15 protein-coding genes and 1 pseudogene are annotated in these 14,741 nt (G+C 65.6%); 11 read left to right on the forward strand and 5 right to left on the reverse strand.

Annotation, left to right across the window (positions count from 1 at the left end):
• Window positions 1-92: 92 nt before the first annotated feature.
• The 5 genes from RM531_RS00290 (at window position 93) to clpA (ending at window position 4,906) form a co-directional block, all read left to right on the forward strand.
• Complete coding sequence (locus RM531_RS00290) at window positions 93-620, forward strand: YceD family protein (RefSeq protein ID WP_311656412.1); 528 nt, start codon at window positions 93-95, stop codon at window positions 618-620.
• A 17-nt stretch (window positions 621-637) separates the two neighbouring features.
• Complete coding sequence (rpmF, locus tag RM531_RS00295) at window positions 638-820, forward strand: 50S ribosomal protein L32 (RefSeq protein ID WP_311656413.1); 183 nt, start codon at window positions 638-640, stop codon at window positions 818-820.
• Window positions 821-1,135: 315 nt separating this feature from the next.
• Window positions 1,136-2,164, forward strand: a complete 1,029-nt coding sequence (gene plsX / locus RM531_RS00300; RefSeq protein ID WP_311656415.1) for a phosphate acyltransferase PlsX — start codon at window positions 1,136-1,138, stop codon at window positions 2,162-2,164.
• 119 nt (window positions 2,165-2,283) lie between these two features.
• On the forward strand, window positions 2,284-2,610 hold the full coding sequence (gene clpS, locus RM531_RS00305) for an ATP-dependent Clp protease adapter ClpS (protein WP_311656416.1): 327 nt from the start codon (window positions 2,284-2,286) through the stop codon (window positions 2,608-2,610).
• A gap of 34 nt (window positions 2,611-2,644) precedes the next feature.
• Window positions 2,645-4,906 carry an ATP-dependent Clp protease ATP-binding subunit ClpA gene (gene clpA, locus RM531_RS00310; RefSeq protein WP_311656417.1) on the forward strand — a complete coding sequence of 754 codons (2,262 nt, stop codon included), beginning with the start codon at window positions 2,645-2,647 and terminating at the stop codon, window positions 4,904-4,906.
• Between the two features lie 30 nt (window positions 4,907-4,936).
• On the opposite strand, the gene infA is transcribed toward clpA, so the two are convergent.
• From infA to RM531_RS00330, 4 genes are read right to left on the reverse strand one after another with little or no spacing between them, the layout of a single operon-like run.
• The gene (infA, locus tag RM531_RS00315; RefSeq protein WP_311654063.1) at window positions 4,937-5,155 is read right to left on the reverse strand and encodes a translation initiation factor IF-1; all 219 of its coding nucleotides are present in this window, start codon (window positions 5,153-5,155) and stop codon (window positions 4,937-4,939) included.
• 58 nt (window positions 5,156-5,213) lie between these two features.
• Window positions 5,214-5,969 (reverse strand): leucyl/phenylalanyl-tRNA--protein transferase, encoded by a 756-nt coding sequence (gene aat, locus RM531_RS00320; RefSeq protein WP_311656419.1) that lies wholly within the window; start codon window positions 5,967-5,969, stop codon window positions 5,214-5,216.
• Window positions 5,966-7,120: a GNAT family N-acetyltransferase gene (locus RM531_RS00325; protein ID WP_311656421.1), complete on the reverse strand. Its 1,155-nt coding sequence runs from the start codon at window positions 7,118-7,120 to the stop codon at window positions 5,966-5,968. The genes aat and RM531_RS00325 overlap by 4 nt, the downstream gene beginning before the upstream one ends.
• A 51-nt stretch (window positions 7,121-7,171) precedes the next feature.
• Window positions 7,172-7,507, reverse strand: coding sequence for a hypothetical protein (locus tag RM531_RS00330; RefSeq protein ID WP_311656423.1), 336 nt, complete (start codon window positions 7,505-7,507; stop codon window positions 7,172-7,174).
• 160 nt (window positions 7,508-7,667) lie between these two features.
• On the opposite strand from RM531_RS00330, the pseudogene RM531_RS00335 reads away from it, so the two are divergent.
• From RM531_RS00335 to RM531_RS00360, 6 genes and pseudogenes are all read left to right on the forward strand, one after another.
• Window positions 7,668-10,007 (forward strand): annotated as a pseudogene (locus RM531_RS00335) (DNA translocase FtsK).
• A 71-nt stretch (window positions 10,008-10,078) separates the two neighbouring features.
• Window positions 10,079-10,711 (forward strand): outer membrane lipoprotein periplasmic chaperone LolA, encoded by a 633-nt coding sequence (gene lolA, locus RM531_RS00340; RefSeq protein ID WP_311656425.1) that lies wholly within the window; start codon window positions 10,079-10,081, stop codon window positions 10,709-10,711.
• A complete protein-coding gene (locus tag RM531_RS00345) occupies window positions 10,708-11,097 on the forward strand; it encodes a VanZ family protein (RefSeq protein WP_311656427.1) in 390 nt (129 codons plus the stop codon). The genes lolA and RM531_RS00345 overlap by 4 nt, the downstream gene beginning before the upstream one ends.
• A 28-nt stretch (window positions 11,098-11,125) precedes the next feature.
• On the forward strand, window positions 11,126-12,406 hold the full coding sequence (locus RM531_RS00350) for a replication-associated recombination protein A (protein WP_311656879.1): 1,281 nt from the start codon (window positions 11,126-11,128) through the stop codon (window positions 12,404-12,406).
• A gap of 86 nt (window positions 12,407-12,492) precedes the next feature.
• A complete protein-coding gene (locus tag RM531_RS00355) occupies window positions 12,493-13,860 on the forward strand; it encodes an L-lactate MFS transporter (RefSeq protein ID WP_349255363.1) in 1,368 nt (455 codons plus the stop codon).
• Window positions 13,857-13,988: an MFS transporter small subunit gene (locus RM531_RS00360; protein WP_311656430.1), complete on the forward strand. Its 132-nt coding sequence runs from the start codon at window positions 13,857-13,859 to the stop codon at window positions 13,986-13,988. The genes RM531_RS00355 and RM531_RS00360 overlap by 4 nt, the downstream gene beginning before the upstream one ends.
• Here RM531_RS00360 and RM531_RS00365 read toward each other — a convergent pair.
• Window positions 13,981-14,652, reverse strand: coding sequence for a haloacid dehalogenase type II (locus tag RM531_RS00365; RefSeq protein ID WP_311656432.1), 672 nt, complete (start codon window positions 14,650-14,652; stop codon window positions 13,981-13,983). The two genes, RM531_RS00360 and RM531_RS00365, sit on opposite strands and share 8 nt — an antisense overlap.
• Window positions 14,653-14,741: the final 89 nt, after the last annotated feature.

The following is a 14,741-nucleotide window of genomic DNA, read 5'->3' on the forward strand; positions in this document are numbered from 1 at the left end:
TGTGGGGTGGCGTAGTCAACGGCGCGGTGGCGAGCCTGTCAAGCGGTGCATGTCTTTGACTTCGGGTGGTTGGACGTCTATTATCGCGCGCCATGACGACCTCCTCGCGCCTGCCGGACCGCGTGGACCCGCGGCGACTGGCCGCCACTCAGGCCCGGCTCGAGGGGCACTGGCCGCTGGCGGATCTGCCGCGACTGGCGTCATCCCTGTACTGGCTCCGGGATTCGGCTGTCACGGCCGACGCCCGGCTGGTGCTGGATTTTGGCGAGGACGAACAACGGCGCGTGGTCATGGATGGCCAGCTTTCCGCCACGGTGCCGCTGGTTTGCCAGCGATGCCTGGCGAGCGTGGCATGGCCGATTCATGTCACCGTACGGCTGACGATGGTGCGTGACGATGAGGCGGCGGCCGAGGTGCCGCGTGATCGTGAGCCGCTGGTGCTGGACGACGACAGTCTGGCGGTGGGCGCGCTGGTCGACGACGAACTGATTCTGGCGTTGCCATTGGCAGCGCATTGCAACAACAACGACTGCTCGCGCAGCGAGCCGGCGCCCCGCGAAGGCGGCAAGCGCCCGGACAACCCGTTCGCCGGACTGGCGGACTGGAAACGCGGCAACTGAATTCGGGAGATAGAGCCATGGCCGTCCAACAGAACCGAAAGACCCGCTCGAAGCGGGGCATGCGGCGCGCCCACGACGCGCTGACCAACCCGACCCTGTCGGTGGATCCCACCAGCGGCGAGACCCATCGCCGTCATCACATCACCAAGGACGGCTTCTATCGCGGCCGCCAGGTGATCCAGCGCAGCGACGAGGCCTGAGCCGCGGATCGCGTGTGCCGGCGTACCTGCCGGCGACCTGAATCATGAGCGCCGGCAGAAGCCATCTCAAGCACCCGCGTGAGCCGCGTTGCTGCCCAAAATCGCGCCAGGCAAGGCGCGTGGCGCCGGCCCTAGCACTCCTAGGGCCAAGCCGCGCAACGCCGCATGGCGTGATTTTGGGCGCAACCCTTCGGGACGGGGCCATTGGGCCGCACTGCGGCGTTGCGGCTCGCTCATGTGGTAGGACCACACGTCGCTCCCCGCGCCTTGCATTGCAGCCCAATGGCAGCCGTCGCGGCCACGGGGGTGTTTGAGATGGCTTCTACGATCGCAGTGGATACGATGAGCGGGGACCAGGGCTACAAGGCCGCGGTCCCGGCCGCACTGCGCAGTCTCGATAAGCATCCGGACCTGTCCCTGATTCTGGTCGGGGACCAGGCGCTGCTCGAGCGCGCCCTGGCGGAACACAAGGTCAAGACCTCCGATCGACTGGTAATCCAGCATGCGTCGCAGGTGGTCGACATGTGGGAGGCTCCTTCCAAGGCGCTGCGCAGCAAGAAGGACTCGTCGATGCGCGTGGCGGTGGATCTGGTCCACACCGGGCGTGCCTGCGCCTGCGTGTCGGCCGGCAATACCGGGGCGCTGATGGCCACGGCACGCTTCGTGCTCAAGACGCTGCCCGGCATCGACCGGCCGGCCATCATCTCGCCGATTCCCTCGCGCAACGGGCACACCCTGATGCTCGATCTGGGCGCCAACTCCGAGTGCACCCCCGAACAGCTGTTCCAGTTCGCCGTCATGGGGTCGGTGCTGGCCTCCGCGGTTCACGGCATCGACAACCCGCGTGTCGGTCTGCTCAATATCGGTGCCGAGGAAATCAAGGGCAATCCCCAGATCCAGTGGGCTGGTCGGCTGCTCAGCGGCAGCAAGCTCAACTACATCGGTTATGTCGAGGGCAACGACATCTACGTCGGTGATGTCGACGTCGTAGTGTGCGACGGCTTTATCGGCAACGTGGCGCTGAAGACCAGTGAAGGCCTCGGCAAGCTCATCGCCCAGTTCCTGCGGGAGGAGTTCTCCCGTCACTGGGGCACGCGGCTGGCGGGCCTAGCGGCAATGCCGGTGCTCAAGTCCTTCCGCAAGCGGGTTGACCCCCGCAACTACAATGGGGCGAGTTTCCTGGGCCTGCAGGGCATCGTGATCAAGTCGCATGGTGATGCCGATGCGATCGCCTTCCACAGCGCGCTGGAAACGGCCCTGCTCGAGGTGAAGAACTCGGTACCGCGGCGTATCAGCAACCTGCTGGCCTCGGTGCTGGGCGAGGACGCGGAAGCCATTCAGTAGCGGCCCGGAACGTTTGCGCCCGCGGCGCGTCCAATACCGCGTGATCACGCCCGACCGCGCCACCGCGATTGATACAATACGGGCCTGTTCCGTAGCCGCCAGAATCCCGCCATCTGCCCATGAGCAACAGCACGCCGAAGCAACCCGACGGCGACGTCGGTGCCGACGTCGAGGAAGCGCCGCCGGAAACCCGGCAGCCGCCGCTTTACAAGGTGGTGATGCACAACGACGACTTCACCCCGATGGAATTCGTGGTGGAAGTCCTGCAGGGCTTCTTCAAGCTCTCGCGCGATCAGGCGATGCAGGTCATGCTGACCGTGCATACTCGCGGCAAGGCGGTGGCAGGCACCTTTTCGGCCCAGATCGCCGAGACCAAGACCGCCCAGGTCAACGACTACGCCCGTGCCCACCAGCACCCGCTGTTGTGTACTATGGAAAAGGCTTGAACCGGATGCGCCAACCGCGCAAGGATTCCCCGCAATGCTGAGCCAGGAGTTACAAACCGCCCTCGACGCGGCCTTCATGACCGCGCGGCGCGCCAGCCACGAGATGCTCACCATCGAGCACCTGCTGCTGTCGCTGCTGGACAACCCGGGTGTGGTCGAGGTGTTGCAGGCCTGCAGCGTGGACATGACCCGTCTCGAGCAGGAACTGCGCGCCTACATCGACACCCACGTGCCGGTGGTCAGCGACGCCGAGGATCACGAGGTTCAGCCCACCCTCGGTTTCCAGCGGGTACTGCAGCGAGCCGTGTATCACGTGCAGTCTTCCGGCAAGAAGGAAGTCAGCGCGGTCAACGTGCTGGTAGCGATGTTCTCCGAGCAGGACTCGCATGCGGTGTATCTGCTCAACGAGCAGGGCATCACGCGGCTGGATGTGGTCAATTTCATCTCCCACGGCATTTCCAAGATCGGTTCCGAAAGCGACGGCGACGAAGCCGCGGCCGAGAAGGAAGGCGAGGGCGCCGAGGAAGACGGCAAGAGTCCGCTGGAGCAGTACACCACCAATCTCAACCGCAAGGCCGCGGAAGGTCGCATCGACCCGCTGATCGGCCGCGAGAACGAGATCGAGCGGGTGATCCAGACACTGTGCCGGCGCCGCAAGAACAATCCGCTGCTGGTGGGCGAGGCCGGCGTGGGCAAGACCGCCATCGCCGAAGGCCTGGCACGCCTGATCATTGAAGACCGGGTGCCGCCGATCCTGGCGGACGGCACCATCTATTCGCTGGACCTGGGCGCATTGATCGCCGGCACCAAGTACCGCGGCGATTTCGAGAAGCGCCTCAAGGGCGTGCTGGCGCAGCTGGGCCGCAAGAAGGGCTCGATGCTGTTCATCGACGAGATCCACACCGTGATCGGGGCCGGCGCGGCCTCCGGCGGGGTGATGGACGCCTCCAATCTGATCAAGCCGCTGCTGGCCTCGGGCGAGCTGCGCTGCATTGGCGCCACCACCTATCAGGAATTCCGCGGCATCTTCGAAAAGGACCGGGCTCTGGCCCGGCGCTTCCAGAAGGTGGACGTGCCCGAGCCCAGCGTACCCGACACGGTGCAGATCCTGCGCGGGCTCAAACCCCGGTTCGAGGAACACCACCAGGTCCGCTACACCCACACCGCGCTGGAAGCGGCCGCCGAACTGGCCTCGCGCCACATCAACGACCGCCATCTGCCGGACAAGGCGATTGACGTGATCGACGAGGCCGGTGCGCGTCTGCGTCTGCGCCCGAGCACACGCCGCCGCAAGACCGTGCAGGTGCACGATATCGAGGACATGGTCGCCCGCATCGCGCGTATCCCGCCGAAGAGCGTATCCCGCTCCGACCGCGACGTGCTCAAGACCCTGGATCGCGACCTCAAGCTGGTGATCTTCGGTCAGGACGAGGCCGTGGATACCCTGTCCGGCGCGATCAAGATGGCCCGTTCCGGGCTGGACAATCCGGACAAACCGATTGGCTCGTTCCTGTTCGCCGGCCCCACCGGCGTGGGCAAGACCGAGGTCACCCGGCAGCTGGCCCTGCATCTCGGTGTGGAGCTGATCCGCTTCGACATGTCCGAGTACATGGAGCGGCACACGGTGTCGCGCCTGATCGGTGCGCCGCCCGGCTATGTCGGATTCGATCAGGGTGGCCTGTTAACCGAAGCCGTCACCAAGCAGCCGCACTCGCTTGTTCTGCTTGACGAAATTGAAAAGGCGCACCCGGATGTCTTCAACCTGCTGCTGCAGGTAATGGACCACGGCAAGCTCACTGACAACAACGGCCGGGAAGCGGATTTCCGCAACGTGATCCTGGTGATGACCACCAATGCCGGGGCCGAGGACATGGCCCGCCGGTCGATCGGGTTTGCCGAGCAGGATCACTCCACCGATTCGATGGAAGTGATCCGCCGCGCCTTCTCGCCCGAGTTCCGCAACCGGCTGGATTCGATCATCCAGTTCCGCGCGCTGGGCGACGACGTGATCGGCCGGGTGGTGGACAAGTTCATCCTCCAGTTGGAGGCCCAGCTGGAGAGCCGCGGGGTCACGCTGGAAGTCGATGCCGACGCCCGGGCATGGCTCGGCCGGCGCGGTTACGATCCCAAGATGGGTGCCCGCCCGATGGCGCGCGTGATCCAGGACAACATCAAGAAACCACTGGCCGAGGAACTGCTGTTCGGTCAGCTCACCGGTGGTGGCAGGGTGGTCGTGCACGAGCGTGACGACCAGCTGGATCTGGAGGTGATTCCCCGGGAGACGGTCAGCGCCTGAGAGTGCTGTAATCCCCGGGGGTGGCGCGTGTCAGCGCCCGCGGTAGGTAATGCGACCCTTGCTCAGGTCGTAGGGCGTGAGCTGAACGGTGACGCTGTCGCCACGCAGGATGCGGATGTAATGCTTGCGCATCTTGCCGGAGATGTGCGCGGTCACCACGTGACCATTCTCCAGCTTCACCCGAAAGGTGGTGTTCGGCAGGGTCTCGACGACCGTGCCTTCCATTTCAATGTGTTCTTCCTTGGCCATTGCCTCGTTTGATTCATGCCGGGAAAGCGCGCGATTATCCGGCAAAGCGCGCCGCGGTTCAATCATTTACGGCATGATCGGGCAGGTGGACGCGGCCAGCGGGCACGCTAAGGTCGAATTGCCAGGGTCCGGCCGGCATCGGCTGACTGCCATAGCGCCGAACCAGATCGAGAAATTCCGTGCGCGGCATATCGAACGCGCCCATTCGGTACAGGTGCGGTGATCCCACCTGGCCGTCGATGATCGGAAAGCCCCAGCGGGCCAGTTGCCGCGCCAGCAGCGTCAGGCAGATGCGCGAGGCATTGGGCTGGCGCGAAAACATCGATTCGCCGTAGAACACCCGCCCCAGCGCTACCCCGTAAAGCCCGCCGGCCAGCTGACCGTGGCGCCAGAACTCGATGGAATGGGCCAGCCCTCGCTGGTGCAGGGCGCGGTAGGCGGCGCGCATGTCCGAGCCCAGCCAGGTGCCGGGGTTGTGACCGCGAGGCGCGGCGCAACCGTCCAGCACGGCGCTGAAATCGGTATCCAGCGTGACCGCGAAGTCGGCCTGGCGAATAATGCGGGCCAGACGCCGGCTGACGTGAACCGCGTCGGTGGCGAAGACCGCGCGCGGATCGGGTGACCACCAGAGGATGGACTCCTCCGGGTTGTACCAGGGAAAAATGCCGCGCCGATAGGCGTTGACCAGCCGCGTGGGTGACAGGTCGCCGCCCATGGCTAGCAGGCCGTTGGGCTGATGCAGCGCCAGCGCGGGGTCCGGGAAACCGGCGTCCGGGTCGGCGGGATCCAGCCAGTACAGGCGCAGGTTGGTCATGCCGCGGGCTGCCCGGCATCGGGAAAGGCGCAGCGGCGGCGCTGTTCATCCTGGTAATCCGCCATCATCCGGCGTTCCCGCTGCAGGAAATCGGCAATCGCCTGGCGCAGCCGCGGTTCACGGATCAGATGGGCGGAATAGGTTGCCACCGGTTCGAAGCCGCGCCGGATCTTGTGCTCGCCCTGCGCGCCGGCGTCGAACCGCGCCAGGCCGTCGCGGATGCAGGTGTCGATGCCATGGTAATAGCAGGTCTCGAAATGCAGGCCGTCGATATCCTCGACGCAGCCCCAGTGACGACCGTAGAGCGTGTCGCCGCCTCGCATCATGAAGGCCATGCCCAGCGGCTGATTGCCGAGCCGGGCGATGGCGTAGTGCACCTGATCCGGCATGGCGACGGCGAGCTGACGAAAGAAGACGGGTGTGAGGTAGGGCAGCTGCCCGCGAATGCGATAGGTGCGGGCGTAGGCCGCGTAGAGCCAGTCCCACAGGTCTTCATCGATATCACGCGGGTGCCAGTGCTCCACCACCACGCCGGCGTCGTGCAGTTTGCGTCGTTCCCGACGGATTTCCTTGCGCCGCCGGGCGGGCAGCGTAGCGAGGAATGCGTCGAAATCGGCGTAGTCGCGGTTGAACCACTGGAACTGGCAGTCACGACGCAGCAGGCCGCCGGCGGCTTCCAGCGCGCGGATATCGGCGTGATCAGCGAACAGCAGGTGCAGTGACGAGGCCTCCTGCGGGCCCGGCTGGATATGGTCATCCAGGGTCGCCGCCAGTTCCGCGCGATCGGCCTCGTGACGGGCGAGTAGCCGGGGGCCTTCCACTGGCGCGAAGGGAATCGCGCAGACCAGCTTGGGATAATAGTCGAGACCGCACTGGCGGTAGGCCTGCGCCCAGGCGAAGTCGAACACGAATTCGCCGTAGGAATGCGCCTTGCGATAGGCCGGCGCGGCCGCCACCAGCCCGCTGTCGTCTTCCAGAATGATGTGCTCGGGTGCCCAGCCAGTGCCGGCACCGACGCTGCCGGAATCTTCCAGCGCCCGCAGGTATTCGTGCTGGATGAAGGGATAGTCACCGTGGCCGGCCGCCCGGACCAGCCCGTTCCAGGTGTCGGCATCGACGTCGCGAATGGAAGTGAGGCGTCGCAGGGACACGGGGGCATGGCAGGACATGCCCCCGTTTCTAACCCCGACCGGTGACCGAAATCAATTCAGCACGTACTGACCGGGCACCTGATGGCGCAGCGCGAACTGCACGCAGGCTTCGTGTTCAAAGGCGCTGACGCGGTGGGTATCGTTGTCCAGCGCGTCGGCTTCGGTCATGCGCCCATCGCCATCGAACCGGATCAGCGCGCCGGTGGTGTACACCCGCAGTTCGCCCTGCGCGGGCTGATTGTCGTCATACGCCACCTGCAGATAACGCAGGGCCTTGTCGGCGTACTGAGGCAGTGGCGTGAGGCCGCTGGCCACGCGTGCCGCCTCCTGCTCTGAGAACTCGTCCACTCGGCCGTCCGGGTCCAGTAGATAATGTCGGGTTGCCATGGTCGATTCACCTTGGTTTGTGACCATACTCATGCCCTGAATATGCGCCCTTCGTACGCCGGTTCAAGGCAAGACCACCGCCGCACGTTATAATTAACGGCATGGGATCGCGCCCTTCAATGCAGCCGGTTCGGCAGGCCGGAAGCCGCCGGGGCACGTGATGGTGGCCCGGTCCCGCAACAGCAAGGCCCCGGCGCCGGCAAAGCCGGCCGATCAGTCCTGGTACCGGCAACGGCTCGGTCGGCTGCTGCGCGAGGCGTCGCTTTTTCTGGCCGCCGCCTGCACCCTGTTCTTGCTCGCCGCGCTGATCAGCCACAGCCCCACCGACCCGGGCTGGTCGCGACTGGCCGGCGATACCGTGGTAAGCAATGTCTTTGGCCGCCCGGGCGCCTGGTTCGCCGATGTGCTGCTCAGCCTGTTCGGCTACCTGGGGTTCGTATTCCCCTGGCTAATTCTCTATGCCGGATGGCTGGCCTATGCCGGCGGCCGCCAGCCGGTGGGCGACGCGCTCAGCATCACGGTGCGCGCGGTGTCCCTGATGCTTTGGCTGACGGCGGGCTGCGGCCTGGCCTCGCTGTCGCTGGCCGGCGGTGCGGGGCTGCCGCAGGGCAGCGGCGGCATTCTCGGCGCCTCGGTCGCCGGCGGTCTGCAGGCGGTTCTGAATACCGCGGGCGCCGCCTGGCTGTTGATCACCCTGTTCATCATCACGCTGTCCACCGGACTGGGCTTTTCCTGGCTGACGGTAACCGAACGGGTGGGGCGCTGGGTGCAGTCGGCGGCGGCACGAGTGGCCACCGCTATGGCGGGCCTGTGGCAGGCCCTGCGCAAGTGGCAGGAAACGCGTCGCCGCAAGCCGCCGGCGCCGCCGGTCACACCACCCGCGCCGACCAAGACCAAGCCCCGGCGCCCGCCGAGTCTGGGTCCATCGAAATCGAAGCCGGACAGCACGCAGCTGGACCTGCCGATGGACGCACAGGACAGCGACGAACCTGCGGTGCGCTTCGATCCCGAGCGCGACGATCCGCTACCCGGCCCCCAGTTGCTGGATCCGGCCCGTGCGGTGGTGTCGGGCTACGACGAGGCGGCTTTGCAGCGCCTGTCCGAGGAACTGGAACAGCATCTGGCCGATTTCGGGGTCCAGGCCAAGGTGGTCGGCGTGCAGCCGGGGCCGGTGATTACCCGCTTCGAACTGGATCCGGCGCCGGGCGTCAAGGTCAATCAGTTCACCAATCTGGCCAAGGATCTGGCGCGGGCGATGTCGACCACCAGTGTGCGCGTGGTGGAGGTGATCCCGGGCAAGTCGGTGGTGGGGCTGGAAATTCCCAATCACGAGCGGGAAATCGTGGCGCTGCGCGAGATTCTGGAATCCACCCGCTACACCGCGTCGGTGTCGGGCGTCACCCTGGCACTGGGTAAGGATATCGGCGGTGGGCCGGTGACCGCCGATCTGGGCAAGATGCCGCATCTGCTGGTGGCGGGCACCACCGGGTCAGGGAAGTCGGTGGCGATCAACGTGATGATCCTGTCGATTCTCTACAAGGCGTCGCCCGAGCAGGTTCGCCTGATCATGATCGATCCCAAGATGCTGGAGCTGTCGGTCTACGAGGGCATTCCGCACCTGCTGGCGCCGGTGGTCACCGACATGAAGGAGGCCGCCAACGCCTTGCGTTGGTGTGTGGCGGAAATGGAACGCCGCTACAAGCTGATGGCGGCGCTGGGCGTGCGCAATATCGCCGGCTTCAACCGCAAACTGGAAGAGGCGCGCAAGCAGGGCAGGCCCATTATTGATCCGCTTTTCAACGGCGGCGAAGGAGAGGAGGCACCGGAACTGGAGGCGATGCCGGCGATCGTAGTGATTGTCGACGAACTGGCTGATCTGATGATGGTGGTCGGCAAGAAGGTGGAAGAGCTCATCGCCCGCCTGGCCCAGAAGGCCCGTGCCGCCGGCCTGCACATGATTCTGGCCACGCAGCGCCCGTCAGTGGACGTGATCACCGGCCTGATCAAGGCCAACATCCCCACCCGCATCGCCTTCCAGGTGGCCTCCCGGGTGGATTCCCGCACCATTCTCGACCAGCAGGGGGCGGAAAGCCTGCTCGGTCACGGCGACATGCTGTTCCTGCCCCCTGGCACCGGCCTGCCGACCCGCGTCCACGGGGCCTTCGTGGACGACCACGAGGTGCACAAGGTGGTGGAATTTCTCAAGCAGACGGGTGATCCCGACTACAACGAGGCGATCCTCAGCGGTGCCGCCGACGGTGACGATAACGGCGGTGGCATCGACGGCGGCGACGCGGAAGAGGATCCGCTCTACGATCAGGCCGTGGCGGTGGTCACCGAGAGCCGCAAGGCCTCGATCTCCTACGTGCAGCGGCGCCTGCGAGTGGGTTACAACCGCGCCGCGCGGCTGGTGGAGCAGATGGAAGTGGCCGGCATCGTGGGTCCGGTGGAGGGCGGCGGCAGTCGCGAGGTCCTGGCCCCGCCACCGCCAAAGGATTGAGGTTGTTGTTCAGGATTGGTTCAGATCATCGGCGTACGCTGGGCGCCATCGAGTTATCCCGGAGTCAGTTGATGCGATATCTGCGCCTTGTTTTTCTGGTAGTTATGGCCGTGGCCATGCCCGCCCACGCCGGCGAGGGCGAGGACGCGCTCCAGGCGTTCTATCAGAACGTCGACACCCTGCGGGCGGACTTCGAGCAGGTTCAGGTCGACGAGGACGGCGCGACGATCCAGCGCACCGCCGGCGAATTCCTGCTGGCACGCCCGGATCGTTTCCGCTGGAGCTACCGCGAGCCTTACGAACAGATCATCGTCAGCGATGGCGACGCGTTCTACTTTCATGATGTGGACCTGTCGCAGGTGACAGTGCGTGATGTGGACCGCAGCCTGCGCGCCACGCCGGCCCAATTGCTGGCGGGCGGCAAGGCGCTGGAATCGGCGTTCCGGATCGAGGAGGCGGGCCGCCGCGACGGACTGGCGTGGGTGACTCTCACGCCGCGCGAGGGCGACGGCGATTTCACCGAAATCCGGATCGGGTTCGATGGCAGCCGTCCGGCCCGCATGGAACTCGACGATCAACTGGGCCAGACCACGCAAATAAAGTTCACCGATGTCGTGGTGGATGCCGAGATTGCGCCGGCTAGGTTCACGCTCGAGATTCCCGATGACGCAACCGTGGTGGACGGGCGCGGCGAGGGTCAGTGAACGATACCGACCGACCTGGCGCTTTCTGGTGGTGGCTGGGGCTCGCCGGCTGCGGCCTGCTTCTTGTGCTGGCCCTTGCGCCCGGTACCCCGGGGCCGTCTTTCACCTACGGCGACAAGGTCGGTCACCTCGCGGCGTTCGCGTTGCTCGGCGGGTGGTTCGGGGCCTTGCGGCGTGACGCGCTGCCCTGGATCGGCCTGGCACTGCTGGCCTATGGTGGCCTGATCGAACTGCTGCAGGGCCTGACCCCCAGCCGTCTTCCCGAATGGGGGGATCTATTGGCGGATCTGGCCGGCATCGTGCTGGGCATTCTGTTATTGAGCACCGGCATGCAGCGCGTGATGGTCGGGCTGGAAAGAGGTCTTAGTGAGCGCCGCCGCCGATAACACGGCCGGCCGGCCGCTGGCGGACCGTATGCGTCCGCGCGAACTGGCGGACATGGTCGGTCAGGCGCATGTGCTGGGGGAGGGAAAGCCCCTGCGTCGGGCATTGGCCGCCGGTCGTCTGCACTCCATGATTCTCTGGGGTCCCCCGGGTACCGGCAAGACCACGCTGGCCAGACTGCTGGCGGGCGAGGCCGGTTACCGTTTCCGGCAGATTTCGGCCGTGATGGCCGGGGTCAAGGACATTCGTGCGGCGGTTGCCGATGCCCGGGCAGCGCTGGATGACGGTGACGCGCCCACGCTGCTGTTCATCGACGAGGTCCATCGCTTCAACAAGGCCCAGCAGGATGGTCTGCTGCCGTTCGTGGAGGACGGCACGCTGGTGCTGGTGGGCGCGACCACGGAAAATCCGTCGTTCGAGGTCAATAACGCGCTGTTGTCCCGGTCCCGTACCTACGTGCTGCGATCGCTGACTGCCGCGGATCTGCGCCAGCTAATCGATCGGGCGCTGACGGACGACCAGCAGGGACTCGGTGCGCGCGGGGTGGCGATGACACCGGCGCTGCGTGATCAGCTGGCCGAGCGTGCCGACGGCGATGCCCGGCGTGCCCTGAATCTGCTGGAACTCGCCGCCGATATCGCCACGGACGTGGATGGCCGAATCACGATCGCCGAGGCCGATCTGGCAGAAGTTCTTCGCGAAGGCCTGCGGCGTTTCGACAAGGGCGGCGACGCTTTCTACGACCAGATATCGGCCCTGCACAAATCGGTGCGGGGCACCGATCCGGATGCCGCCATATACTGGTTCTGCCGCATGATCGATGGTGGTTGCGATCCCCGCTATCTCGCCCGCCGGATAGTTCGCATGGCCAGCGAGGATATCGGCAATGCCGATCCGCGCGGCCTGCGGCTGGCGCTGGACGCCTGCGAGACTTACGAACGGCTCGGCAGCCCGGAAGGCGAACTGGCGATTGCCCAGGCGGTGATCTTTCTGGCCTGCGCGGCCAAGAGCAACGCCGTCTACAACGCCTACAAGGCGGGGCTGCGCGCCGCCAGCGAGCACGGCAGCCTGGAAGTGCCCATGCATCTGCGGAATGCGCCGACCGGCCTGATGAAGGATCTGGGTCACGGTGCCGGGTACCGGTATGCCCACAACGAACCTGGCGCCTACGCGGCGGATGAAACCTACCTGCCGGACGCGTTGATCGGCAACCGTTACTACGAACCGGTAGACCGCGGCCTCGAGGGCCGCATCCGGGCCAAGCTGGCGACATTGCGCGGCGAGGGCGGAAACAGCGAGGATAGCCCTTAGTAACGACCGGCGGCGTTACCGCCGGAGCAGTCATGCGCGTGGGGTAGCCGGCCGCGGCAGACAAGAACCGACAGGGGGAGCAGCTGATGGCAGGTTTTCTGGATCGCGAGCGAACGGTGGCCGGGCCCGGTTTCAATCGCTGGATGGTGCCGCCGGCCGCGCTTTGCATTCATCTGTGCATTGGTCAGGTCTACGCCTTCAGTGTCTTCAATCTGCCGATGACGCGGCTGATTGGAGTAACCGAATCCGCCCCGGGTGACTGGAAACTGACCACGCTGGGGTGGATTTTCAGCATTTCGATAGTCTGTCTGGGCCTGGCCGCCGCGTTTGCGGGGAGCTGGCTCGAACGAGTGGGGCCGCGCAAGGCCATGTTGCTGTCGGCAACCTGTTTCGGTGGTGGCTTCCTGGTATCCGCCCTTGGCATCTGGCTGCACGTCATCTGGCTGGTTTACCTGGGGTACGGCGTGCTTGGCGGTATCGGCCTGGGAATCGGTTACATTTCCCCGGTTTCCACGCTGATCAAGTGGTTTCCCGATCGTCCCGGGATGGCCACCGGCATGGCCATCATGGGTTTCGGCGGTGGCGCCATGATCGGCTCGCCGCTGGCGGTTGGACTCATGGCGTTTTTCTCCGGGCCTGAATCGGTGGGCGTGGCGCCGACCTTTGTGACGATGGGGCTGATCTACTTCACCTTCATGACGATCGGTGCGCTGCTGGTTCGCTTGCCGCCGGAAGGCTGGCTGCCCGCGGGATATCAGCCGCCGGCCGAGTCCGGCAAGCTGATCACGACCGCTCATGTGCACGTGGACGAAGCGCTAAAGACGCCGCAGTTCTACCTGGTCTGGATGGTGCTGTTCCTTAACGTGAGTGCCGGCATCGGGGTGCTCGGGCAAGCTTCGGCGATGTCGCAGGAAATGATGCCCGGCAAGATCGAGGCAGCGGCGGCGGCAGGCTTTGTCGGTTTGCTCAGCATCTTCAACATGGCCGGTCGCTTCATCTGGGCATCGGCCTCGGATTATCTCGGACGCAAGAATACTTATCTGGTTTTCTTCGCCCTCGGCATGGCGCTTTACGCGGCGGTGCCGCCAGCCGCGGCCATGGGCAGCGTCGTGCTGTACGTGCTCTGCTATTGCGTGATCATGAGCATGTACGGGGGAGGCTTTGCCACGGTGCCGGCCTACCTGAAGGATCTGTTCGGCACGATGCATGTGGGTGCGATTCATGGCCGCCTGCTTACGGCCTGGGCTGCAGCTGGCGTGATGGGCCCGGTATTGATCAACTATATCCGCGAGTTCCAGATAGAGGCCGGAGTACCCAAGGCGCAGGCCTATACCGTGACCATGTACATCATGGTGGGGCTGCTGTTCCTGGGATTGATCTGCAATGCTTTGATTCGTGCGGTGGACAGCCGCCATCACCATAGCGAGCCCGACACCGGTGGGAGCCGCTTATGAGTTCGCGAAAGGCCGATTCGACGACAACACCGACCTGGCAGTTGGTGGCAGTGTGGACGCTCGTGCTGGTGCCGATGGGCTGGGGAGTCCTGGAGACGCTGGCCAAGGCGGCCCAGCTCTTCAGTTGATCCCAAGCAACTGCTCAGCCAGGTGATCGAGATCCCGGGCGACCAGGTCGGGGGTCTCTCCGGCGCGGTGACAGACCGTCTCCTGCCGGCTGATGTATGCGCCCGCAAAGCCGGCTCGCATGGCGCCGGTGATGTCCCAGTCGTGGGCTGCCACCATGCACAGATCGGCCGGCGCCGCCGCCAGGGTTTCGACCGCATGGGCATAGACGGCCGGGTGCGGCTTGAAGCGCTGCACCGCGTCCACCGAGAGAATGTGCTCGAAGTACCGGTCCAGACCGGCACGCCGCAACTGCTCGTCGACGGTGGCCTGGGCCGAGTTGGTCAGCGCCGTCAGCCGCAAGCCGGCGTCAGCCAGGCGCGCCAGTCCTGGCGCCACGTCGGGGTGGGGCGGTAGCTCACGGATAGCGGTCGACACCGCACGGTAGTCGTCGGCCGACAGGGTGCGGCCGTGGCTCGCGGCAAGCGTTGCCAGACTCGCGGCCCCCAGCGCGGTGAAGTCGCGAAAGGCTCCGGTCAACGACGTCACCATCGACCAGCGCAGCAGCAGCGCGAACCACTCGCGGCGGACGCCGGCGTCGCCGAACAGGTCCGCGAACAGCGGGTCCAGCGCTGCCAGATCCAGCAGCGTTTCGTTGACGTCGAAGACCAGCATGCGGGGTGTCATGCCGTCAGCCTAAGCCCGTGAGCCCGGCAGGTCCACACTGCAGCGCGCAGTCTGTGCCCCTATAATGCGCGCCGATCCCGCAACCGCCC

The organism is Spectribacter acetivorans, assembly GCF_031846305.1.
Taxonomy (GTDB): domain Bacteria; phylum Pseudomonadota; class Gammaproteobacteria; order Nevskiales; family Salinisphaeraceae; genus Spectribacter; species Spectribacter acetivorans.